This is a genomic window from Paenibacillus sp. LK1 (genome assembly GCF_002750415.1).
Classification (GTDB): domain Bacteria; phylum Bacillota; class Bacilli; order Paenibacillales; family Paenibacillaceae; genus Paenibacillus; species Paenibacillus taichungensis.
Genome location: NZ_PEII01000004.1, coordinates 96,491 through 121,623, shown reverse-complemented (window position 1 = coordinate 121,623; position 25,133 = coordinate 96,491). Strand labels below are relative to the sequence as shown.

The window sequence follows — 25,133 nt, the reverse complement described above, 5'->3', positions numbered from 1 at the left end:
TATTCCAGGATGTCTGGTGAGCAATCAAAGGTTTTTTGTCTAAAATATATATGTCAGTTTAACGTTAAGCTTCGTCAACATCGATCAGATACACCCGCTCCTGGAATCCACCCCGTGCCTCGGCTTTGTCCGCCCGTAGCTTATCAAGCTGCGCTATATTAACACCATGCACCTCAGCTAGCGCCCGAATCACTTCGAGCATGTCAGCCAGTTCTTCCAGAGCTTCCTGATCGCTTTCTGCATTCAAGTACTCATCCGTCTCTTCTTGCAGTTTCGTTCTTAGTTCTTGCTTATACTCCTCCGGGTCGAGAATGCGTGTGCGGCATTCCTTACCACTGGATGTGATAATATGCGGAATCTTGTCCCGTACCAATTTGTTGTATGTAGGCATGTGGTATAACATCCTTTCTGCTGTGAGAGCTTTCGAGCCTCGATCCAGAATCTCCCTTTTTGCCATTATACAAGTTGCCATTAGAGGATGGGTTGATTTAATAGAAAATAATTAACAAACACACCAACGGACACGAAGTCAACAATGCCGCTGTCAAACTGATCTGTGCCGCAACTCGTCCTCCGGTAAACTCTTGCCGTGAAAAGAACATCCAGATCGAGAGGTACGTAGCGCTTAGTGGAAATGAAATTATCCCTCTAAACGTACTCGGTTCCATATACCCATGCATCATACTTTTACCGATTAGGATTAAAGTAACCAATTCCAATATAGATAATATAAAAAACGCAATAGCAATCACTCTTTTCAAAATGTACACCTACTTTCCAAATGCAAAGCAAGGAGTATCCTTGTATTCCCTGCATGATATATCCTTTATTTGGATGATGTCATCTTGTAAGCGTAACATAGATTAATCAATCTTACTCTGATGAATTATTTATTATTCGTTTGGATAACTCGTACAATATCTCTTCTGTTCGTTGAAGAAGCTTTTCGATGTTGTTCAGTTCTAGTGGCTGGTCATGTGGATAATCCACTAGGGATGATATATGTTGCATCGTGCCGATGAACAAGGCAATATCTAGTCCGGGTTCAGTCTCCGTATGCACTAAAGGCAAGATTTCATTCATGGTGAGTTCTTTGGGTGGATGAACTGAATGATACTTATGGATATAAAGTGCCTTAATCATGGAGGTTAGAGCCCAATCACATAGAATTAGGCAGGCTTTGAACTGATTGTGATTACACATGATGGCGGCAAGTTTGAGATGATACTTAGCATGTTGGTGATAGGCCATTATTGTGGTACGTAGCATATGGTAAGCAGGAATGTGTTTGGACCTAGGTTGTGTGGAGATATCATGGTCTTGCAAACGTGGGGTAAAATCTACTTGGTGATTACAATGTGCTTCGGTTATGGACCAATTTCTTGCCATCGTCATCCCTCCAAAGAGTTAATCCCAATATTATACATTAAATAAATATTCAAAGATATAATTTTATTAAAATATACGATTTATATACTCATGTTTAGCCCCCAAAATCTTGTCTACACTTTTACATAGAGGGGGTGCATAGTGTGGATGATAGAAAAATTTTAAAATTAGTCGGTGCACGAATTAAAGTTTTAAGGAAAGATAAGGGACTATCACAGGAGGCACTTGGAGAAAAAGGTGGATTCCATTTTACATACATTGGACAAGTTGAACGCGGAGAAAAGAACGTTTCTTTAATTAATCTTGGTAAAATTGCAGAGGCGTTGGATGTAAACGTTTCTCAACTTTTTGCTTATGTGAATGATGAAATTGAATTGACCGAGACGGATATTATGATTCAAGAAATAGTGGACATGTTGAGAGATGCATCTTTAGATAATATTCAATTATCCAGGAACATTCTAAAAGAGATACTAAAGAGTTACGGAACAAATCAAAAATAAGGCAAAGCAACTGTTTAACTAGTTGCTTTGCCTTATTTTCCCGTCATTTTAACATACTCAGATAGCTTTCGTTTTTCTACAAGTAGGGTAGTTGCTACATCCCCAAAATTCCGCCCCAGCTTTATTCTTACGTTTAACCATTGCAGCACCACAACTGCACTTGATATTAGATACGGTTTTAGATAAAGATTGCTCTTTCTTGGTCGTAGTAGTTTTTACTTTTCTATTGGAAGGCGTCCATTTCCCCCAACTGCGTAGCTTGCTGTCTACTAAACCACCGTGCCAATAATCCACTTTGAATTGATCAGCTTCTTTTCTTGCTGGACCCGTAAGATCAGATGTCGTCACGATCAGAGACAAAATACAGTCATGATTCCTTTTCGCACCTACCAGCTCACGAACAGTCATTACTTGCACCTTATTATGATCAGCATAGCATTTTGCCTGAACCGCTGTTTTTTCGCCACGCTTATCAGTGATAACCAAATCTACTCCTCCATCTTTACCCCCAACGCCAACTTCTTTTACGGTATAACCGTTGTCTCTAAAATAGAGTGTAAGTAAACGTTCGAACTCTGCTCCGGTCATTTTATCTAGTGGTAAAGTTAGAATCACTTCGTCTGTTCTACACGTAGAGGAGGCACGATTAAATCCGCTACTCACAGGTTTTTTAGTAGTCTGTTTCTTGTGTAGGTTGGACTTTTTTCTTTTCTTTTTAGAAGGCTGTAATAGTCCAGCAACACAGATAATGTAACAACACCAATAACGAGCCATATAATCTCATTCATATTCATGATGTACTCCTTAATAATCAAGACTACCAAATATCAGAGAATTTCCTTTTAGGTAAAGGTAAGCTTAGATTTACTTCTTCAAAATATGCTAAGTCAACTAATTCCGTTAATCTTTCATATAAGTTTCTATACTCATATCCATCTTCTATTAATTCTACTATTAGCTCTTTTAGATAAATTTTATTAGTTTCATTAAATTCAGCACTACACAATACATCTATCCACTTTCTTTGTTGCTCGCTACCCACTGACTCTCTGATATAAGAACGAATAACCTGTGAAATATTTTCCCAATCTAAGCTAGTAGAACAAAGAGCATTTATACAATTGTCTTTAATGATATCCATTTCACTATTTTGTATAGATTCGAATAGAATTTTCCCTAAAATTTCCTTTGAGAAATTTCTCGTTCTCAAAGAGGCTAGAATATAACTCGATAAGGCCCTTGCAATTTCATTATCACTTTCAACTAAATTTTCTAATGATCGGCCATATCCAATTATATGAGGTAGTAATCTTTTCCTGCGTCCATCGACATTATCTTTCTTCAAGTGTTTGAAATATAAAACAAGATGTTCTTGAGTTAATAGCTCTTCTCTGTTAAGTGCACCAATTAAGATACTCGTTGTAAAACCACTGAATCCATCTGTATTCTCTATTTGCAAAAGTTTGGTTATTTCATTTTTCAAAATATTTACTTTTTCTTTTTCAGGATCTACCAATAACATACGATTTAATAATGATGCTAGGGAAAAATATATTTTCTTTTCATTAAGAAAATATTGTACTATTTCATTGAAGAGTGAAACAGATTCTCCATCATACTCTTCTGGTAAACTTACCTTCATCAAAGGTGGTAATATTTTTAAACTTATCGACTTTTTTGAAGTCCATTCATGTAAATCATTTAATATTGATTCGTCCAAATAAGGCTTCTGGAATGCTGGAAAACCGGCTTGTATCCAACTTCCGATTTTATAAATCCCATCAACTTTATATGATTTTTTTTCAATAATTTTATCTAAACCTCTAAAATATTCAATGTATTCGTTGTAGTCTTCAAATGAAAAGTATAAAGACACTATATCATCATGATCATGGGTAAGAAGATTATTAGAAAAATTGTATATGAAACTTGATCTTGTGTTCTGAATTAATTCCTTCAAGTATGGAACAGCACTTTTATAGCTCTTGGGATTCATTAAGAATTTAAGAACCTCAACTATTATTTTCAATTCCTTATCTGAATTTTCATGTGTTGAAATAAATTCTTCTATTCTTTCTTTGTTTGTGATTATAGCTTCTCTAACGCGTGGGTTAGCTACTAACGGGTAACGTTTTTCTCTCCCTTTTGTATCCGACATAATTTTATGAGTAAATAAAATAGCAATCATAATTGTCCATTTTTTTTCTTTATATTGTTCAACTATTTCACTTGTATACTCTATAAATTCATTTTCTTCTTCATCCTCATCTTCATGATCAATAGATAGTTCGAGAAGATTCATTAGGATTAAAATGATATTATCTTTAATTTTTAAAGTTTCCTTACTTAGAATTCTAAGTAATTGAATTCCGTAATCATTAATATGGATGGATTCTTCAAACAAATCTCTTTCTGGTATATTCTCACAAGCATCTATAACCCACTGTTCTAATATTTCGTATTTTACCCCAATATTGAAAAGTAGTGCTGCGTCTTTGCGATCTTGTAATGTAACTAATCTTGATAATGCCTCTTCTAAGTAAACATCGTAACCGAATACTTTTTCATAAGTACTTATATAACCATTTAATTCTGTACTGATTATGTTTTTAAATCTATGATGAAAAAATTCTTTTATACCCTTCTCAGCGTAATGTTCGGGTAGAGTTTTAATTTTTATATGAATTTCATTGGGTGAGATCACCTTATGATAGTCAAGTATTTTAATTGCATTTTGTAGTGCACTAATTTCTTGAAATGGTTCTCTAAAGGCTCTATCATTGAGAATATCAAGCAATAGTTGAGAACCTCTTTTTAGTATCTTATCCTCATCTTCAGAGTCAATTTGATTACATATAGTTATTATTCCAGAAGCCTCTCCTGGCAAATTCCTTCCAATCCTTCCAACAAAAAAAAGAACAACATTTCTCCAATGAGCTGATCTAGAAATAGCTTTAAATCTGTCTAATCTCTCAAGTGTATCTTTAGCGCTATCCACTAAGTGACATGCTGTGAAGAACTCTCGCATAACAGTTAGTGAAAATCCTATCTTTCCAAGTTGGGGACTTTCAAGCAATACAAGTCTATCCTGAACCTCTGTTAAAATATTCCCTACCTTCTTAACTAATTCTTCATCAGTTATATAAGGATTGTCATAATATAAATAATCAATAACACTATCTCTGAATTCACTAGTGTCCATTAAAGCATTTGAATTGCTTTGAGTAGCAAGATAGTGCAATTTATATGCGATAAATTTATGAATTCCATATATCAAATTTTTATCTGTAGGTACTAGGTTAGCATTCTTATTCTGTTCTCTATTATAAATAGTGTCCATATATTTTTGATATAGTTCTTCTCTTTGTTTTGGTGGAGTAGCACCAGCACGAATGATTACAAGTAGAATTGTAATTTGCAATGGCGTCTTTGTTAGATCTGCAACGACATCATCTTCTAAACAACTCGTTAAAACTTCAATTATTTTCCCGCCTCGTTTACCCAACTGTACTCCTTCACGATTCTCAACCCATTTTTTCGCATATTGTTGAGCTTTGTTTTTTGAGAGTTTATCTAATTTTAAATGCAAATAATGGTCAGGATTGAATTCTTCAGAGTACCCTTGCGGACGAGTTGAAGCAAGAACCTTTAAATTACTATTATAAACTGACTTTATTTGTCCTATAAAAGTTATAATTGCATTTATCATTTTACTTCGCACATTTTTTTCAGGAACCTCATCCAAACCATCTAAGACTAGTAAAATCGGATTATTCTTCAAGATTTGATGTACATTATCTGTTGTTACTTTCTTTCCAGTGCTACTACTCATATCATAAGAAATATAACTAAATAAGTTAGTATTCTCTTCATTTAAATTAAACCAGTGAGCAAGATCTTTTAATAGTATTCTGAAGGGGATTCTCGGAGTACAATCATCTAATGCAACTCCATCGATAGAGAATTCTGCCAACCTGCCTGTCAACCTTGCACGATGAACCTGAGATACAAATTGTCCAACAGTTGATTTTCCTTGCCCTGGGCCTCCAACAAATACCATTCTCTCAACTGAATCATCAAACAAAAACGATAATGCAGAATTTCTATCTTCATCAGTGCTGGCTTGTTTAAGCCATTTGGGTATACTGTCAGAAATTAATCTTTCATGACTCAACGTTTCAGGGATCACATCAATATCAAAAAACACGTTTTGTAATGGAACTGTTGAGTCCTCATCACCTGCATCATCTAAAGCAGCCGCCTGATCCTCAGTTAATCCTTTTTGACAATATAATTGCACAAGTTCATCTAGGCTATCATTTTCTTGATCTACATTGTTTAGAAGTCCCAGTAGGCGTGCTATGATATCCCCACTAACTAAAAATTGAAGATATGATTGACGCAATTCGATGTAGGAATCCAAAAATCCGCATACTTCTTCTGCCCCCCAAACATGTATATTTTTTATTCTATCTTGATATTTAGGAATTAAGACATTATCAATTCTGTCTTTCAATCCTTTTTGAAAAACAGGGGTTAAAGGCACATTAGTAATAAGTATGTAATTATCACACTGAATCTTATATACATTGATAATTTTATCTAGTTCGCTATCTAATTCAGAAAAAAGTAATTTTCGAGCTTCTTTTTGCCCTATCTGTAAGGTGTCATGGAATTTAGACTGAAATATCCATTTTCCATCCCAAGTTTCTCTTGTAGATGGATAATTCGCTCTGCCTTCATAGGTAGCTTCCCGCCCACCATCACTGCCCATACCATAAACCTTAACTCCTGGACCAATAACATTCTGTACTAGTGATTGTGACAATTCTTCAAAGCGCTGATGCCCTAAAGAAATCAAGTTATATTTAGTCATATTTTTCTGTCCACCTCTTATAAAATTATGGAATAGTCCCTGTATACCAGGACTTACGATCTATTATCCAATAAAAAAAACTTATTTCCACTATGAAATACATTTTTGAGCAATAAAACCTGCTTATGACAGGACGTATCTCACTCTCTCCATTAAACAATACACTTATTCGCCACCGCCACCATCTTCGCGGGCATCTCTTCCCGCAGTCGCCATACAAAGCTCATCGGTTTGTTCCCCTCATGACTGACATAATCGGCTTCACCCAGGAAGACAAATGGAGACGTATAATTATGCTCCTCCTTATACTCACGGACAAAGAGGGCAATTCGATTACCTTTATCTCTGTGTTGAATATAACGCTGCGCCGTAGCCGTATGCTCTGACACCCGGCTCTGAGTCTGCCAGTGAAATAGCCGCTCGTTAATCGCATAATCCTCATACAGCGTAGATGGAGAGAAATCTTTATCCGATTTGTTCAATGTAATGAAGAAGATATCGGTATGTTCATCGGCAAAATACTTCACGCCTTCACGGAAGGCGGGTGATCGCTGGGCATTCCAATAACCGAAGGCGGCGAGAACTTGGTCGATGGAGTACATACAGTGGATATCCAGTGGACAAGTGTACGGGAATGGATTGCTTTTATCCACAAATCGCAGATGAGCCAAATTATATTTGAAAATATCCACAAGCTCTGCTCGGAATGCTTCACAAGACAGCACACGCTGCACACCCTCTTCGATGCTGCTCAACCCTAATCTCTCGGGCGCAGCCCGGTGGAAGGTGTAATAGAACATGATCAACATGCGCCGTTCATCGGTGGTCGTTGGTTCTTTACCTTTTTCGATATAGTCGATTAGAAAGTTCAGCCAGCTTCGGGAGTTAATCGTCAGCACAGATGGCAGTCTGCGGATGTACTCTTCGTGTTCATCTTCAATGGGTGCTGTTAATCCGGCTTCGGCCAACATGCCGCGGAAATACCTTTTCCCCGTGCGTCCACCATACAATTCATAGAGAGTCATCCCGTGATGTTCCACAAAATGAGCCAAGGTCAGTGGCAGTCCGGTGTCTTTCTGGAACGTTTGCAGCTTCTGGATCAACGCTCTGCGATTACGACTCATCTGCTTCAAGTTGCGCATAATGTATTCCTTCGCTTGCTTTTCCAATTGAATGAACGTGCCGCGTGGCAGGTTCGAGAAGCCGTTCTCGACGTAGTACGAGATGGAATGTTTGGTAGCGCCGATCAGAGCACGGAACTTATCCTGGAACCTGTACTCCTGATGCGCTTGCCCGATGAAGTCGAGCACGGTCAGGCACTCTTTGCCAACCGCCATCCGTAGTCCACGTCCCAACTGTTGCAGGAATACGGTCAGGCTCTCAGTAGGACGCAGGAACAGGATGGTGTTCACCTCAGGGATATCCACGCCTTCATTGTACAGATCAACGACAAAGATCATGCGCAGTTCCCCGTTCACCAGCTGTCCTTTCGCAGAATGACGCTCCTGTTCGCTCGACCCACCATGCAGGGCCATGGATGGAATGCCGGCTTCTTTAAATATTTTTGCCATATACATTGCATGATCCACCCCTACGCAGAAACCAAGCCCCTTCACATCGTCCAGATCAGTTACGTATTTGTTCAGACTTTGGATGATCTGGTTGGCACGGATTTTGTTATGGGTATAGAGCTTCTCCAGTTCATTCAGATCGTAGCCTTTACGCGACCACTTCACCTGAGATAGATCGACAGTATCGGTGACGCCAAAATATTGAAACGGACTCAGTAGCTTCCGGTCAATGGCATCGGTTAGTCGGATCTCGGCGGCAATCGTATGATCGAAGTAGGCGGTAATGTCTTTGCCATCCATCCGTTCCGGTGTTGCAGTAAGTCCTAGCAAAATCTTCGGTTCGTAGTGGGACAATAGTTTCTGGTATGAAGGTGCAGCGGCATGGTGGAATTCATCCACAATGATGTAATCGTAATTGTCTGGGCCGGTGATCTCCGTCAGCTTCATAGCGTTAAGGCTCTGAATGCTAACAAACAAGTGGTCCAGCGCCTCTGCTCGGTGATTCCCGACATGCAGCTCACCAAAGTTCATATCCTTTAGGATATACCGGAACGTGTCCCTGCTTTGCTTCAAGATTTCTTCCCGATGGGCGACAAAAAGCAGCTTGGCTCCCGCATGGCTTGCCCGGAATCGCTTATAGTCGAAGGCAGAGATGACCGTTTTGCCAACGCCTGTGGCGGCAACGATCAGGTTGCGGGTTCGTCCATACAGCGTACGCTCGGCGTCCAGCTGCTCCAGCACTTCTTTCTGATAATCATAAGGCTGGATGTCGAGGTGAAAGTAGTTGGACTGATCTTTTTTACGATTCAGAGCCGCCTTCAGCTGTGCCTCATGTCCTTCATCCTCAGCAACATATCGCGTAAATTCGCGGTCATTCCAGTAACTCTCGAAGGTCGCTTCAATCTTGCGCAGCACATCGAGTGAATCCTTCTCCGTCACCTTGAGGTTCCACTCCATACCACTGGTCAGCGCCGGGTTGGACAGGTTAGAGGAGCCGACATAGGCTGTCGTGAATCCAGTATCACGGTGGAAAATGTACGTTTTGGCGTGCAGCCGAGTCACTTTGGTATCATACGAAATCTGGATCTCTGTGTTAGGTAATTTGCTAAGTTCAGTGATGGCCTTCAGGTCGGTTGCTTCCATGTATGTAGTTGTGATGATACGCAGCTTGCCACCGCTCATCGTGAATTGTTGAAGCTGTTCCAGAAGTAGGCGAAGCCCGCTGAATTTGATAAATGACACCAACCAGTCGATCCGATCGGCGGTCACGATCTCCTTTTGCAGCTCCAGTAACATACTCGGCTCGGACTTGGCACCTGTGAACAAAGAGCTTTGGGAGATCGGCGTATCTGGACGAACGATTTTGGTATCCCGGACCGCACGAATGCTGTTCAGCTTGGAGTACACATGGGTCAGCACTTCCCCCTGCTCATCCAGTTGTAATTCGTTGTATTCTTCTTCCCCCAGTGTGCCTTTCAGGGTAGCAATAATCTCATTACACGTTCGAATCTGCGCCAACACTACTGTCTTATCTTCCGTCTGTTCCCGTACAATCTTGAGCGCTCGCCGAGTCACCGCCGCCAAATACGTGGACAGCAGCTTGCGCGCTTCCTCTGCATCCAACTTCTCGGTCCCAATGTTATACACATCCGGGTCCAACGCCGAAATCTCCTGTCTGGTGATTGTGTTGATAAGCTGTTCATATATGCCTTGTTTCATGAATGTACCTCGTGTGGGTGTAGGATGGTTGTGGATAGTTCTCTATGTATATGATGAGCTAAAAATTGTTTCTTCTATATTATCGACCAATCTATGGAAGATTTCATTAGTTGTTTGATTTCATAGGAAAAAGCACCTCTACTTTTGGTTTGGTAGAAGTGCTCAATGATATGACTTTAAGTCATGCATAGATACGCGCAGCTCATATCATCTTTTCACTGTATCGATTGGATTATAAGTTAGTATGACAGTCTACTCTCTTAAATTGAAAATAAGGTTATCATTTTATCTTTAATAGAGATTGATAAGTAATTGCTTGTTTTTTGAGTTTGAATATCAACAAACAGGCTAGTTATCTCCTTTTGTAGTACCAAAAGCTCGGCTGGAATAACAAAAACATTCATTTTCTTTATATTCAGACCCTCATCATCAATTTCGATCTCAATTCTCTGTATATCATCGTCAGCACGCAAAATATCAGCTAGACAATAGACAATCTTATCTTCTCTAGCCTCCTTAACCACTTTTTCTCCTAATAACCCTAAGAGAACTTGATAATTCGGATCTCCGTCTTTAAATATATTAATTAACTCAATGATTAGGTCATTCAGAGAAATATTTCTTAATTTCTCTTCCATCCTCTCTCTTGAATCATCTAGAAACCACGATTCGAGGTCCACTAATGTATCGTCTATCACTCCTAGAACATATGGCTTAGTGTAAAGAAAATCCTTATTCATTGTTCAACCCACCTTTTTGAATGGCGTGTCACTTATATAGTCGAGTATATTTTACTGCCCTTACGCTAGAGTAAGTTCTTTCATCACGATGTCTGATTTCTCTTGCCACCCGTTCATAAAGAAAAGCACTTCTAATTTAGAATCTCTCTTGTAGAAGTGCTTAATCCCTTTAAATGAATTATCTATAGATGTATAAGACTATACAATCTTTTCACTGCACCACTTCGGGTCATATGGCATCTTACTTAATTTTAAAATATCGTCAGCGGTGTAATACCATTCGGCATCATCAAACCATAAATAATCCTCGCCGTTATCTTTAAAATACTCTACAACGAATCTAAAGATAAATTTGTACTCATGATTTATATTTTCAATATCTAAAGCCCAGAAGTAATTTTCGTCTTGAGTAAGCCAAGTGAAACTATCAATTGAGTCTTCTTCTACTTGATTAACATTAAATGTGAAATACTTTAAGTTGTCTTTATTATCTATGGTTTTAAAAGTAGATTCATCAACTTCTGATAGAGTCCCTTCAGCAGATATAAAGAGATCATCACGGTATTTATCTTTTATCAAGATGCAAAACATATTCGCTTTTTGCGCTGCTTTCTTAAAATCCTCAATGGCTTTTTCAGGAACATAATTTTCTATCTTTTTTAGGAATATGACAGAACTCATCTCAAACAGCCCACTTTCAATTCTTCTCGATTAGATTTCCCGCTCTCATAATCCGTCTCCGAAGTTGATTTTGCAACTCCTAAAATTTAGATCCTCTACCCTATAAAAACAATTACGTCCTGTCTTTGAAATGCAAGTGGCAACTTTTCTCGAAGTCCCTCTATTCTTTCGACTATTTTATCCCTTTGCTCACCTTTTTAATTCTTTATAGCCCATTCCTTTACCAGAAGTAGTTCCTCAATAATCATCGGCACATCTTCCCCTTCTATATCAACACCAGTTGAGAAGAGATCTATCCATTTTAAATCTAATACTTCAACTGCGGGTGACCATCAATCCTTAAAAAAAGTTTCTGTTGCAACTGGAACAAAAAACTCTTTTCAAAATCATTTTGTGGTTCATGTATCACAGCACTAATAGACATTCCTTAATTCCCTCCGAAATTTGCGAATTATCCCAGGCCTAACGTCCACAATTTTGCCCACTGTCATAGCATATGTAAGACTGGTTACACTATTGTAAGTTTCTTCATCCTTATCAAAGAAAAGTTTCTCTTTTCTACATATGTTCCGAGCAGCACTCGATAAAAGATAAGTCGGCATGCTCTTTCCAAGTCTAAATAGTATAAAAGATGATATCCCCATGAATTAAATCTCCCAATAATAAGATGATACAACTCTTCACTGCTTGCCGACCATAATTAGGAATGAGCTCTACATCATCTATTGTATAGATTCATTTTCTATACTCTCAACTTCTAACATCTTTTGTTCAACCCATTTCATAACCATTTCTGCCTCCTTTAAAGCAATCACTCCCTTTTTACTTTTAAATTTGTAAGTTTCGTAAGCCCATAGTAATATAATTTTCACAAATTCAACTGTCTCTAATTTACAGATCGGTTCAATTTCATCTTCTTCCTCATCATAAAATGGATCTTCAATTATTGTATAGTCTTTATGTGATATAACGCTGGATGCATTTCCTCCATGTCTATATTCGGAGATTCCTCCCCTTAATACTTCAAAATAATTCTCAATATCTTTTCTCAAATCTTCAAATCTCCAAGAAATATCAGATCCTAAAGGATCACTTATCATAGTGGCGAACTCAAGTGTTTTTTCCTCGTCAAAATCCATTACAACCAAATTAAATTCATCCATATATTTTAATTTATATTTATATTTTATCTTCACTAATGTACCCTCCAATTCATGGGTATGCTGAGATTATCTTATCATTTCTCAAAATAAGCTCTATTTCCATACCTGTGCTTGTTTTCCCTATATATTTATTGTTTTATTATATTTACTTTACTATTAAAAGCTTCATTTACTGAATCAATTACCTGTTGTGGTGTCCATTCCTTTGGAAAAAATGTGGATTTGGGTCCTTTTGGTACTCCATTAATTTCAACATTGGCTTGATAGACACCAAACTCATTAGGTGTATCAACTTTCCCAACAATCTTACCGTTAATATTTGGTATCCCGGAACACACGAATACTGTTCAACTTGGAATACACATGGGTCAGTACTTCCCCCTGCTCATCCAGTTGCAATTCATTGTACTCTTCTTCCCCAGCATGCCTTATGTAAGTGGTACCATTAGATGCTTGTTATTAGTAAATATGGTCTCTGCTCTATTATCGTCCAGCATGGGAGAAAATTCATTAGTTGTTTGGTTATAAAAAAAGAGCACTCTCTACCCATTCTGAACGGTAGTAGTGCTACACTTTGGGTGTGAGCTATTATGAAATTAACATGAGTAATCGGCTTCCTGCCCAAAGTAAGTACCCAAATTGAATCGTGACATACATGATGTATTCTATAACCGTTAGTTTCCTTTGCCTTTTGATTTTACGTAACTCTAGAAAGTAAAAGAAGGTACCAATTAGTAAAAGAATCACTGCTAATTCATTAATTGTTTCTAGGATGGATATACTCCTCATCTCCTTTCATACTAAAGAACCTTTTAAATTTTATTAGACATCAATCACACTCATAATTATCATTCGTACCTTGGATTCAAAGCATCTCTCCAAACGTATTCATCCACGAAATTAACCTTTTTCTCACTAAAATAAGCTCGGGTCACTTGCTCCAGATCATTCAAGATTTGGGGCCAATCATTCTCATTAATTTCCTTGGATTCAAAGTCCCCAACAATGTTCAGCCATCGATGATTTAACTGCTGGTACTCCTCGATTCTGGCTTTAAGTTCAGCTTTTACAGGATAACTGGTTATATCCAGCCTCTCGAACGTCATTCGCATGCGGTGAAGTGTAGGTGGCAAAATGTCATCTTGGCCTAAGTCGTTAGTATATAATGCTGCGGGTTTTACCAGCCAGTTGGCTTCTTCGCTGAAACTTAGATTCATCAAGTTATACTTATCTATAATCTGCGTCATATCTGTAAAGTTGTAATAGAGCTGGCTGGCTTGTTCGCCATCCTCAACCATCTCGTTTGTTATTATTTCATTCTTAAGTATTCGGTTAAATAAAATATCATTATTTATAATCGCACTCTTCATATCAACCATATCTTGTCGTACATTCATCGTTAGATACTGCTCATACATTCTTTTTTCTTTATAGAGGCTATAAGTTAGAACAAGTAAGATCACCAAGGCAATACAACATCCGATTATTAAAAGTCGTTTTTTTAGTATCATGGCAAGCTTTTCTCCTAAGATTTTATAGTAAGAAGCACCTCTACGTTTGTGTGTAGAAGTGCCTTTAAGTAGTATCATTATTCCATTTACCTGCTGATTTTTTTAGCTTGATAGCTCCCTTTCAATATAAGGACGGTCAAGTAGAAGAAGAAGGCTTGAAGTTAGATATTTAGTTTGATATTCATCCAACTGATTATTGACCGTCAACAGACCATTCTTCATTCTAAGTAGTTGAGTAGAACCATCTTCTAGGAATAAAAGATTACCCTCAGTATGTTTTATAAGCTTACTAATAATTCTGAAAGTATACTCTATCCCTTTATAAAAAGTACTCCCAAACAATTGAAGCCTAATACATACATTAACATCTAAGTTATAATGTTTTTTAACAAAAGCGATATCGGAAATATCCTCTATCTCAAGAGTCAATGAGAAAAAATCAGAACCAATTACAATTTCTTCATCGTTACTATTAAAAAAAGCCGATCCGTTAACAAATTCAGTGGTATATCTTTTTAACAGTTTCCCTAGAGAATTAAGATCTAAATTAGATCGTAGAAATAATTCGAAATCCATTTTATTTTTCTTCCCCAAATTCGACTTTGTAGCCCACGCAAACTTCTGAGCATCACCTAGATTATATCTCCAACCTGATAACTTAGTCCTAATCTATGAAAAGGGAATTCAACTGAACCATTTAGCTTTTTATCATCCACAGTTATTACACTGTTTTTTCGCATTAATATTGGTTTATCATTCAACTCTAGAAGACAGTCTCCATCATTACCATTAATTAATTTTCCAATGAAGACCATTAGCTCGTCTGCCCAATGACTATAAGAAGATATAATATCAATGTAACAACTAAACTTTAATTCAATATTATAATCTTCACTTGCAAACATAGTACCAGGCCCTCCCTCATTAATGGATAGTGTGAACCCGTCGCAAGGGACCGTTAGCTTATTATTCTCTTCTATTATTTCAACATTTTGAAATAATTTAGTTAATGAATTTTTTAATTCTCTGTATTCAGAGTAACCTCCAAAATAAAAATTACCAAACATATTTTTCCTCCTTTCTAAGGTTTTAATCTCGTTATCTGTCCAATCTAGGATTTTATAGTAAGAAGCACCTCTACGCGGTAGAAGTGCCTTTATGCATTATCTGTAATTCAGTTGTGAGATTTTGTAAAAGCCGAATACTCGATATTCTTAAGAAGTTCTCCATAATGCGTCTGGAGCAATTCAAGGTATGTTCCGTCGAACGTATACTTTCCGTTCTTAAAGAAAAATATCTCTTCTCCAGAAGTGTGATAGAAGACGCCATCTACTCTAAGTGATTCTAATATAGCGAAGGAAATTTCATACATTGTTTTATACCATGATTCATATTGCTGGTTATTCTCCAATTCATAAGATATCGTTTGTTGATAAATAAAATCCTCTTCTTGAAACATCGTTTCATAAGATGCTGCTGGATGATCAGGTGGAAAATTATTATCATAAGTAGTTATTTTCAAACCACCGCTTAGATCAAACTCATCAATGGACAATGAATTGTATTTTCGGTTCATATAATTCACTTCAACATTCTTACTTTCAATTAATTTTTTTAACCATGACGCATCTTGTTTTCCATTCAACTTCAGTGAATATTCCATAACTTGTCTCCTCTACTTTAAGGGAATACTGATATAATCTTACCATCCTTTTTAATTGCAATAACTTCTTCTAAACCTTGGATTTCCCATTCTTTAAATTGCTTAAGCAACGCAGCGTCATCTCCAGACCACTTTGTTAAATTAATTACTACATTCTTGGTTTGTTGCTTAATCACAACCTTTTCTTGAACCTCACTCCAAATACCTCTAATGCCTTTATTTTCAGTTGGTGCATAGCAGTCAAATATACGCCCTTCAATTCTAAAATCGGGATCTCTGTTGGAATCAATTCCATCACTATCCCGAACTTTTGGGTTCTGTTCAATTCGATATCCACTTCTCGCCAATTGATCAGCAGCATCATTTTCTAATTCCAAAGACTGTTTGGTCGCCTTATCCGCATTATTCGGAATTTTTGTTCTCATTCCACTTGGTGAGGCTTCTGGATTACGTGTTCCACTAGGCTTTATTAAATCTCTTGGACTATCATTTCCCTTCCAAGACTCTTTTTTACCTCCTGTTGATCCACCACCAGATCCAATGTCATCCTTCGAACGAAAAGCTTTGCCAAACAAAACATACGCTAGTGCCTGACCTGTCATCGCTCCACCGTAATATCCTGCTCCACTCTCATCGATCTGTTTCTTCTGCTCATCCACAAATTGCTCTATGTCAGACCTGGCTGTTCCTGTGCCCCAGGCGGCATCCCATGCGAATCCGATACCTCGTCCAACATCAACCACTCTTCCTACTGTCATGGCATAGGCCAGACTGGTTAACGTACTAAACGGATTGTAGAATAACGTTTCTGCCGTCTGGCCCATTCCGGTTATCGTTTCGCCAATGGATTTATCGAGCAGCCCTACAGCGAAATTCCGTTTTAATTCTTCCGGTATGTACAATGCTACCTCGCCTGAGCCATCGGTTGTCCTGAAATTCCTTGCGATAAATGTAAACTCATTTTGGATGTTGTCCAGCAGTCCAAGTGTAGCAGGAAAAACTTCTTTCACCTGCATAAAATCCCAGAAGAACCGCTCTCCAGTGACACCAGACCATTCGGACTGCAACAGGTAAATTGACTTTTCCAGTTCCCGTACCATTCGCTCCAGTTCCAGCTTCTTCTGCTGGACGAGCCGGGCTTTTTCCTCTAATACATCGGGATGTACCTGAATACGCTGCATTCTATCTTCACCGCCAACCTGACCGTAGTATATGTACCTAAATTTTAACAAGTTAGAAGGAGGATTGGAATCAAACGGAGGATTCATTTTCACATAGTCTAACTGGAAGTTGGTAAAGATCCTTAGGCAGATATATTGCGCATTCGTGCATGTTACTCCAAAATTCGATCAATTGGTTAAAATGTCCGAAGGCTCGCCATTGCCTAATTCGATTACCCACACCAAGCTCTAAGGTATAATAAACGAAAACATACTAACTGCCACCCTCGTCTCACAGGAGCTAAAATTCCAATTCAAAGGAGGCTCATCTATGAAATTAGAACGACTTGATCATCTCGTGTTAACCGTAGAGAATCTGGAAGCAACGATTGCATTTTATACGAATGTATTAGGCATGCAAGCGGTCGAATTCGGCCAGGGCCGAAAAGCGTTACAGTTTGGACAGCAAAAAATCAATCTGCATGAGCGGGGCAAAGAGTTTGAACCCAAAGCCCATATCCCCACACCGGGTTCAGCAGATCTTTGTTTTCTGGTCAGCACACCTCTGGAGGAAGTCATTACACATTTAACACACCAGAACACGAAGATCGAAGAAGGACCAGTCAAAAGAACAGGTGCACTGGGGCCAATCTGTTCGGTGTATATACGTGATCCTGACGGTAATCTGATCGAACTATCCAATGCTTTGTATGCATAAACCACCAGCTCTCGCTCTCCAGATAGCAGCAAAAAGATCCTGAAAAGCCTCGGCTTCGCAGGATCTTTTTTGATTTACAGCATGAATAATTACATAGCTCAACTATTTACGGTTAGATACCGCTCTCATCACTTGGGAATCGAAAAGGTACTGCCTGCCTTCTCACAACCGATTAACACGTTAAAAACACGTTGCTCACTCTTCATCGTACCGATCCCTTCGCAGGTGTTGGTCGTGATCCCCTGTTTGGAGCCATAGGCATCCCTTGACTTATCATAAGTCGATTGAATGACTGAGCCATCGTATATCAATTCATAGATGACGGCCCCACCTTCGATGGTATACATCGTCACACGAACCTGATCCTGCTGTTTGTTCTTCACATTCTTCACAAAAGTATTCCACTTATCCTTGTTTCGCATGCCTTCGAGAAGCACAACGACATCCCCGCTTTGCTCCGCTTGCTCAGGGTTATGTGGCTCAATAATTTCCGGAAATGAATTCAAAACCACTGGAGAATCCACTGTCGGATCATTTGCCTCACAGGCTGTTAACATTATTAACGCTAACAAAAGCGTGAGCAGTACTCTTTTCATCCAATCACCTCATGAATTAAGACGCTAAATTCTCCGTACATGTTACCTATGTGCTGTTAGAAATAGCTTAAAACACTCAGTACGGATCTTCAATATAAAGGAATTTTTATTATTTGTATGTAACTTCATCCTTCCATAGAGTGTTTATATAACAATGCATTATTTACGTCCATCTCATCCGAAAAAGAGGCGATACACATGCGTTCGGTTAACCCATCCGATGACATAGCAAAAGAAAAACAACGCCCCACTTCACGCTTGAATCATAGACCTAATAGTAAAAGTAAATCGTCCCGACGATTCGCCATTGCAATGGCTGCAGCACTAGTTGCGTCCAGCTTGTTGTTGGAGATGACAGCTGAGCCAATTACTCACGCAGCCCCTAACGTACAGCATTCCGCCAGTAACACTTCTGTTCAATCGAATGCAGTAAATACAGAGAAGAAACTCCACTATACCGCTGTAGAGGGAGCTTATTATTACACAGTCGCCTTGAGAAGTGATGGTTCGGTCTGGACCTGGGGCCGCAATTTGTTGGGAGAGCTGGGTGTGAGCGAGAACATTCGATATCGTCATACATTTAGTCCCATCCGCGTACCGGAACTATCTAATGTAATAGCTATTTCAGCCGCCGGTGGTGGAATCAACGCAGCAGTTCAGGCAGATGGAACGGTCTGGGAGTGGGGTGCTGGCAAACTACCAAGCAAAGTCGAAAGCATCAACTCTGCGAAGGATGTAGTGACTGGTTCTTTCACTGTCGCCCTTCTCCAAAACGGGACAGTCTGGTCATGGCAGCGCCCTAACGCTCAAGGAATCAATTCAGATGATCTCATACGTAAACCACATGCGATTAGCGGACTGAAAGATGTTATCCAGGTTGGATCCGCAGGTCTGCATGGATATGCTTTGAAGAAAGATGGCTCCGTATGGACGTGGAACGAGCCCGACGAATCCGGGAATGTCCTGTCCAAACCTACCAAGATAAAAGGTCTGACCAACATATCTTCGATCACAAGAACAGATACGTCCCTGCTTGCACTGGATAAGAACGGGAAAGTCTGGGGTGTGGACGAGACAGGGAAAGTATTCGCCTTTCATTACGACTTCAAGGTGAAGAAGATGGATGGAAATACGCAATATATGTTAATACTCACGACATCCGGTGAGGTGTACAGCTACGGAAGAAGTGTGAACGGTAAAGAAGGAAAAGTAAACCATTTATCCGGTATTACTGATATTTCAGCAGGATATTACCACAGTCTTGCCTTATCCTCGGATGGAACCGTCTGGGGCTGGGGAAGTGATAAATACGAGGAAGCGGGTGCACCTGCAACGTCATCTGGAGGAATGGTCTACAAACCCGTTCAAGCCAAAATTGGTACAGATGTATATCTTAACGGTGAGCTGTTCCAGTCAATGTATGCCGCTGTTGAAACGCCTAAGACCGTGCAACTGCCAATCAAAGCCATCGCCACAGCACTTGGAGCAAAATTTGAGATTCATCAGGTGAAAGGTAGCCCGAACCACTATACGTTGAATTATGACAATCGGACAATCACAATCCGACCTAACGAGACACAGTATGTTATAACCTCCGCCGATTCCTCTGGGGAGCGAGTCGTGCAGATACCTGAACCCATAAATAACTACTCGGGAGCAACTACAGTGCCTTTTGAGATATTGCGTGGTTTGGGATTGAACGTGTCCTGGGATTCAGAGAAAGCGATGCTGACCATTGACGATGCTGGTAAGAAAGATTCAGGAAGCTAAACGAATCGTTTAACATACAAAAAAATCCCCTTCAGGTAGACGTCTTGTTCTTAACAAATACCGTTTACTTGAAGAGGATTGATATAAAATCATCTCTATCCCTGAACTACTATATCTGGCGTCCTACTTCTCGAACCGGAACCAGCCAAAGTCAAACTGACTACCCGGTAGGAAAATAAAGGTCACCTTCTGCACACCTTTAACCTGCTCAAGCTCAAACACCCGCTCCTCATATCCATCGGACTGTGTGAAATCGACCAGCTGATTGCTCTGTCCATCCTCACCTGCAAAGCGGATATGAATCGTGTTTTTATCGATTGTTGAACGTCCATAGATCACAAGCTTGGACGTGCCTTCTGCCGTGAAGTCCATATTTTCAAACTCCAACGACACATTGTTTCCGATCCCCTCGACATGATCACCCTCGATCTTGAACGTATCCCCATAAAGATGATCGCATGATGCAGCCGTATTCTGTTCAAATGCCCGGCTTTGGCGCTCGAATGAGAAGCCTTTGATATGAATCTTCTGCTTCAGTACAAAGCAGATCGACGTAATCCCGTTCAGCCGCTTGGACAGATGATACGTCTCTTCCTGATACACATTCCATCTGGATTCTTTGTCATACACCACATCTGCCAGCAGTGTACTTCCCTCTTCATCCGGCATGCCTTCCCAGATCTGAATGAAGTACTCTTCACTGGACAACGCAAAGATTGGAATCGTAATGGTATCGGAGCCGTACGGCCCGAAGTCGATATTGCGGAAGCCCACATGTGTCTCCCCGTCCCGGCTTGTCGCTACCCCACGTTCATTGCCGTTACCGACATCCCCTTTGGTGTAATCGTACAGCCCGCCCGTAATAAAGCCGTATGGATCTTTGTAAGCCGTGCCCAGACCCGTTGCTTTGAACTCCAGTTGGGAGATGAGTTTGGTTTTATCCGTACCGTTACTGCTCGTCGCACGAAGACGGAATTCTCCATCGCCCAGAGCAGATACGTTGACCTCCAGGCCATTAGCTTCGACCTTGGCAATGTTGGATTCAATACCTGCATCGTTCACCACTGCCCACTCAATATCCCGATAGGATGTGTTCTCCGGATACAGCTTGGCTTTCACCGTCATCTGCTGTTTCGATGGATCGAATAGCTGTCCACCTTCGCTGATAATCTCGATTTTCCGCAAAGGAATCTCCTGCAGACGTCCCGTCAGAACCGGACGTTCTGTATTACTCATGAGTACGATATGCTCCTGACCTGCAGCGGCACCGGAATCACCTAAGGTACGATCTACTGCGCCTGCAACAGCTCGTGATTCGAACTCGGCAGCTGCACTTTCCAATCCTTCCGATGTCACCTCGATCCGTACCGTTCCCGATTCGTTCGTTGCCCCGATGATGGCCATCAGCTTGCCGCTGAACAGTCTTCTGCTCAGTCCTTTGTATGGATCATAGTCCGTGCTATCTCCATTATCCAGACCCAATAGACGACCTGCACCTGTCACTTGGACCTGCACACGGTTGTTTGCATTTTGCACGGGATTGCCCGCTTCATCTTCCACTTGGATTTCCACGAAAATAAGATCCGTACCGTCCGCTTGCAGCTGCTCCCGATCGGCTTGCAGACGAATCTTCTTCGCATCTGTATAGGATCTTTGCACATCCGTTGCAATAACGTTGCCGTGTTCATCATAAGCGATCGCTTTGAGCTCGCCTTCTTCATATGGCACTTTCCACCAGCCTGCCAGCTGGGTTCCCTTTGCATGGTCGATATCATACGTGCCAATTGTCTTGCCATTCAGCTGCAATTCAATCTTCGGCGCATTACTGCACACGCGTACATCGATCAGCTGACCAGGACTGAAATCCCAGTAAGGGAACAGGTGAACCATCGGACTTTTCTTGTAATCCGTCCAGGCTGCTTGGTAGATATAGTAGGAATCTTTCGGGAACGTTGCTGTATCCAGCTGTCCAAAATACGAATTCTTTGTATGATACGGTGTTGGTTCTCCAATATAATCGAATCCGGTCCACAGGAACTGCCCCAAGGAATACGGCGTATCTCGTTCTGCCAAAATGCAATATTCTGCGGACTTCGCGCCCCAACTTGTTGTACTGTTACCCAAAGCCGAGCACTGCTCATCATCATCTGCCAGTATGGATTGCTCGAACGGGAAGTGATAGATCCCACGGCTCTGCACTACAGACGACGTTTCACTACCATAGATAATCCAGTCCGGATGTTCTTCGTGATGTTTGTCGTAGTATTTCTCCGCGTAGTTATAACCTGCGAGCTTCACGATGTCTGCACATTTTTGTGCGTTTTCCCATGGCATGTAGTTCGAACCAATCGTCACGCCTGCATTCCCTTTTGGATCAAATTCCAATACATAATCCATCAGCATGCGGGTTACTTCCTGCCCCCGCTCATCCGCATGAGTGTCGTAAATCTCGTTACCGATACTCCACATAATCAGACTTGCATGGTTACGGTCACGCTTCACCCAGCTCTTCACATCAGTATGTGCCCATTCCGGGAAAAATCTCGCATAGTCGTAAGGGGTCTTGGCTCTCTCCCACATATCGAACGCTTCCGAAACGATCAGCATACCCATCTCATCCGCAAGTTCCATGAACTCTTTGGCAGGCATGTTATGAGCGGTCCGGATAGCGTTAACGCCCATTTCCTTCAACAGCACAAATCTTCTGCGCAGCGCAGTTAGGTTAAAAGCAGCCCCCAGCGCCCCAAGATCATGGTGTTCACACACGCCGTTCAGCTTCATCTTGACCCCATTCAGGTGGAATCCTTCGTTTGCATCCAACTTGATATTCCTGAAACCAATCCGCTGTGTGACGGTCTCGATCGTCTCATAGCCCTGCTCACCTGTAGCTACTTGCAGTTCCGTTACCAGATCATACAGATTCGGTTCATCCGGGCTCCATAACTTCGGAAGATCGACCTTCAGCTGTTGGCTGTTCGATTGTATCTCTTCATGTCCGGTGTCTGTACCCGCTGCAGCCGTAACGTTCGCTTTGCTGGATACGATCTGATTACCCTGATACCAAATCGTGTGCACAAGTTGTGCGTTCTGATTGAGACTCAGCTCCGTATCCACCTCAACCTGCCAGCCTTCTGGCTGCTGCTGAATCGATACATAGGTACCGTCTGTGACGATATGATTCCGATCTCTCGTTTTGAGCCACACATTGCGATAAATTCCGGCCCCGGAATACCATCTGCTGTTGGGACTCTGATGCACAACTTTGACTACAATTTCGTTGTCACCTTCCACCAAAGCACTCGTGATCTCATGCTCAAAAGCCGAATAACCGTACTTCCATTCCCCCACAAGCTGACCGTTCACATATACGGAAGAATCCATATATACCCCGTCAAAGCAAAGCAGAACCTGCTGCTCATCCTTCGTATATGGGAATGTCTTGCGATACCATCCGATGCTGTCCTCATACAGTTCAAGCGTATTATATATCAGCCAATCATGAGGAAGCTCAACCGGTTCAAACGTTAACCCCGCAGACTCCGTAACCTCCAGCTTACTTTTCGCAAATTGCCATCCATCCGTAAAAAGCTTTTTCTGATTCATCTCAGCTCTCACTTTCTGTGTGTATTATGATTGCGGTTACAAACAAAAACAGACCATTTTCCGAAAACCTTTTCGAAAATAACTTGGTGAGACAATAACACTTTACCCGATTATACCATCTGACCACCTTTGTACGTCACTTTTTGAGCAGATTGAAGAAAAAAAAGGGCCCGCTTTAGATATCCAAGTCGGGACCTTACGAATTCCACCATATATATAACTACATTAATCGTTCATTGCTCGAATCGGTCTGTAGAATGCCCGAATATCATCAGCCAGCAACTCCGGTTCTTCCAAAGCCGTAAAATGCCCTCCACTAGGCATGGAGGTCCAGCGCGTTACGTTCAGGTTTTGCATCGCCCAAGACTTGGGCGGCAGCACGATATCCGCAGGAAATATGGCAATGCCTGTCGGAACTTCTATACGTCCCAATGGTGGCAAGGAATGTGAATTTTCGTAGTACATACTTGTGGATGATCCTATGGTGTTCGTAACCCAATAGATCATAATATGAGTCAGCAACTCATCCTTGCTAAATAGTTGATTGAGGTCACCTTTACAGTCGCTCCAAGCACGAAATTTCTCAATGATCCAAGCGGCCAAACCTACTGGCGAATCGGAAAGCCCATAGGCAAGTGTCTGAGGTTTGGTTGATTGAATGGACATATAACCCCCCTCTTGTGAAATCCATGTTGAAGCATTTTTCTTGTACTCTCGTTCTTCCTCTGAGCGTTCTGCCTCATCCTGGGAAGATAAGAGATCTCTTATGATACCAATATCCGTTAAGTGGATTCCAACTAGAAGTTCAGGATTATTCGATGCCAGATAACGTGTAACGCCAGAACCAATATCTCCACCTGCAGCAGCGAATTTATTGTAGCCTAATTCTTTGGTCATTAGTTTGGCCCACATCTGGGAGACACGAGAATTGTTGAAGCCAGGTTGGTCAGGGCGACTAGAGAATCCAAATCCAGGCAGTGAAGGCACAATGACATCAAAAGAGTCCTCCGGATTACCTCCATGACTCGCGGGATCGGTCAGGAGAGGGATAATCTTTTGATAACGAAGATAGCTATCGGGCCAGCCATGGGTAAGAATAATCGGCAGAGGGTTAGGCCCTTTACCACGTTCATGTACGAAGTGCACATCCACCCCATCCAACTGGCAATGAAACTGGGAAAATTGATTCAGCCTGGACTCTTGTGCTCGCCAGTCATAATGATCTCTCCAATAGGAAACGAGTGATTTTAAATAACTAATATCTGTTCCTCGCCCCCAGCCGGAGTCTACCAATTGATCTGGCCAACGGATGTGATGCAGCCGATATTGCAAATCGTCCAGAATCTCATCGGAGACATGAATATGAAAACGTTCAACAGTCATCAAGATTTCCTCCCTTTTTGTTGATTCACAACGTTATTATATCCTTTTATTGCTATTCATAGATTCCATCTCTGTCAATCGATTCCT

General features: G+C 40.7%; 20 protein-coding genes. 3 read left to right on the top strand and 17 right to left on the bottom strand.

Translation table 11 applies throughout. The features are described 5' to 3' along the window. Positions 1–64: 64 nt before the first annotated feature. The gene (locus tag CS562_RS10380; RefSeq protein ID WP_099855482.1) at positions 65–391 is read right to left on the bottom strand and encodes a nucleoside triphosphate pyrophosphohydrolase; all 327 of its coding nucleotides are present in this window, start codon (positions 389–391) and stop codon (positions 65–67) included. Between the two features lie 482 nt (positions 392–873). Next, positions 874–1,389, bottom strand: a complete 516-nt coding sequence (locus CS562_RS10375; RefSeq protein ID WP_180287092.1) for a HEPN domain-containing protein — start codon at positions 1,387–1,389, stop codon at positions 874–876. A gap of 143 nt (positions 1,390–1,532) precedes the next feature. On the opposite strand from CS562_RS10375, the gene CS562_RS10370 reads away from it, so the two are divergent. Next, a complete protein-coding gene (locus CS562_RS10370) occupies positions 1,533–1,892 on the top strand; it encodes a helix-turn-helix domain-containing protein (RefSeq protein ID WP_099855478.1) in 360 nt (119 codons plus the stop codon). A gap of 57 nt (positions 1,893–1,949) precedes the next feature. Here the strand turns inward: CS562_RS10370 and CS562_RS10365 are convergent, their stop codons facing one another. The 12 genes from CS562_RS10365 to CS562_RS10295 all read right to left on the bottom strand — a co-directional run bounded on the left by CS562_RS10365 (position 1,950) and on the right by CS562_RS10295 (position 16,997). Next, on the bottom strand, positions 1,950–2,666 hold the full coding sequence (locus CS562_RS10365; protein ID WP_257219448.1) for a restriction endonuclease: 717 nt from the start codon (positions 2,664–2,666) through the stop codon (positions 1,950–1,952). Positions 2,667–2,709: 43 nt separating this feature from the next. After that, positions 2,710–6,768, bottom strand: a complete 4,059-nt coding sequence (locus CS562_RS10360) for an NACHT domain-containing protein (protein ID WP_099855476.1) — start codon at positions 6,766–6,768, stop codon at positions 2,710–2,712. A gap of 152 nt (positions 6,769–6,920) precedes the next feature. After that, entirely contained in the window at positions 6,921–10,058 is a 3,138-nt protein-coding gene (locus CS562_RS10355; RefSeq protein ID WP_099855474.1) for a DUF3427 domain-containing protein, read from the bottom strand. 260 nt (positions 10,059–10,318) lie between these two features. Beyond that, complete coding sequence (locus CS562_RS10350) at positions 10,319–10,798, bottom strand: hypothetical protein (protein WP_099855473.1); 480 nt, start codon at positions 10,796–10,798, stop codon at positions 10,319–10,321. A 198-nt stretch (positions 10,799–10,996) separates the two neighbouring features. Further along, positions 10,997–11,479 carry a hypothetical protein gene (locus tag CS562_RS10345; RefSeq protein WP_099855471.1) on the bottom strand — a complete coding sequence of 161 codons (483 nt, stop codon included), beginning with the start codon at positions 11,477–11,479 and terminating at the stop codon, positions 10,997–10,999. A 722-nt stretch (positions 11,480–12,201) separates the two neighbouring features. Continuing rightward, positions 12,202–12,642: a hypothetical protein gene (locus CS562_RS10330; protein ID WP_099855925.1), complete on the bottom strand. Its 441-nt coding sequence runs from the start codon at positions 12,640–12,642 to the stop codon at positions 12,202–12,204. A gap of 128 nt (positions 12,643–12,770) precedes the next feature. Further along, complete coding sequence (locus CS562_RS10325) at positions 12,771–12,980, bottom strand: EndoU domain-containing protein (protein WP_257219447.1); 210 nt, start codon at positions 12,978–12,980, stop codon at positions 12,771–12,773. A gap of 510 nt (positions 12,981–13,490) precedes the next feature. After that, entirely contained in the window at positions 13,491–14,153 is a 663-nt protein-coding gene (locus tag CS562_RS10315; protein ID WP_099855467.1) for a hypothetical protein, read from the bottom strand. Positions 14,154–14,255: 102 nt separating this feature from the next. Beyond that, complete coding sequence (locus CS562_RS10310) at positions 14,256–14,729, bottom strand: hypothetical protein (RefSeq protein WP_090807711.1); 474 nt, start codon at positions 14,727–14,729, stop codon at positions 14,256–14,258. 56 nt (positions 14,730–14,785) lie between these two features. After that, on the bottom strand, positions 14,786–15,220 hold the full coding sequence (locus CS562_RS10305; RefSeq protein WP_099855465.1) for a hypothetical protein: 435 nt from the start codon (positions 15,218–15,220) through the stop codon (positions 14,786–14,788). 107 nt (positions 15,221–15,327) lie between these two features. After that, the gene (locus tag CS562_RS10300; RefSeq protein WP_099855463.1) at positions 15,328–15,816 is read right to left on the bottom strand and encodes a hypothetical protein; all 489 of its coding nucleotides are present in this window, start codon (positions 15,814–15,816) and stop codon (positions 15,328–15,330) included. A 17-nt stretch (positions 15,817–15,833) separates the two neighbouring features. After that, entirely contained in the window at positions 15,834–16,997 is a 1,164-nt protein-coding gene (locus tag CS562_RS10295; RefSeq protein WP_180287091.1) for a CdiA C-terminal domain-containing protein, read from the bottom strand. A 310-nt stretch (positions 16,998–17,307) separates the two neighbouring features. Between CS562_RS10295 and CS562_RS10290 the strand changes: the two genes are divergently transcribed. Continuing rightward, entirely contained in the window at positions 17,308–17,694 is a 387-nt protein-coding gene (locus CS562_RS10290) for a VOC family protein (protein ID WP_099855460.1), read from the top strand. Positions 17,695–17,822: 128 nt separating this feature from the next. Here CS562_RS10290 and CS562_RS10285 read toward each other — a convergent pair whose 3' ends face one another. After that, entirely contained in the window at positions 17,823–18,290 is a 468-nt protein-coding gene (locus CS562_RS10285) for a DUF4362 domain-containing protein (RefSeq protein WP_099855458.1), read from the bottom strand. Between the two features lie 198 nt (positions 18,291–18,488). On the opposite strand from CS562_RS10285, the gene CS562_RS10280 reads away from it, so the two are divergent. After that, on the top strand, positions 18,489–20,060 hold the full coding sequence (locus tag CS562_RS10280) for a stalk domain-containing protein (RefSeq protein ID WP_099855456.1): 1,572 nt from the start codon (positions 18,489–18,491) through the stop codon (positions 20,058–20,060). A 123-nt stretch (positions 20,061–20,183) separates the two neighbouring features. On the opposite strand, the gene CS562_RS10275 is transcribed toward CS562_RS10280, so the two are convergent. Next, the gene (locus tag CS562_RS10275; protein WP_099855454.1) at positions 20,184–23,663 is read right to left on the bottom strand and encodes a glycoside hydrolase family 2 TIM barrel-domain containing protein; all 3,480 of its coding nucleotides are present in this window, start codon (positions 23,661–23,663) and stop codon (positions 20,184–20,186) included. A gap of 225 nt (positions 23,664–23,888) precedes the next feature. Further along, positions 23,889–25,046 carry an epoxide hydrolase family protein gene (locus tag CS562_RS10270; protein WP_099855452.1) on the bottom strand — a complete coding sequence of 386 codons (1,158 nt, stop codon included), beginning with the start codon at positions 25,044–25,046 and terminating at the stop codon, positions 23,889–23,891. Positions 25,047–25,133: the final 87 nt, after the last annotated feature.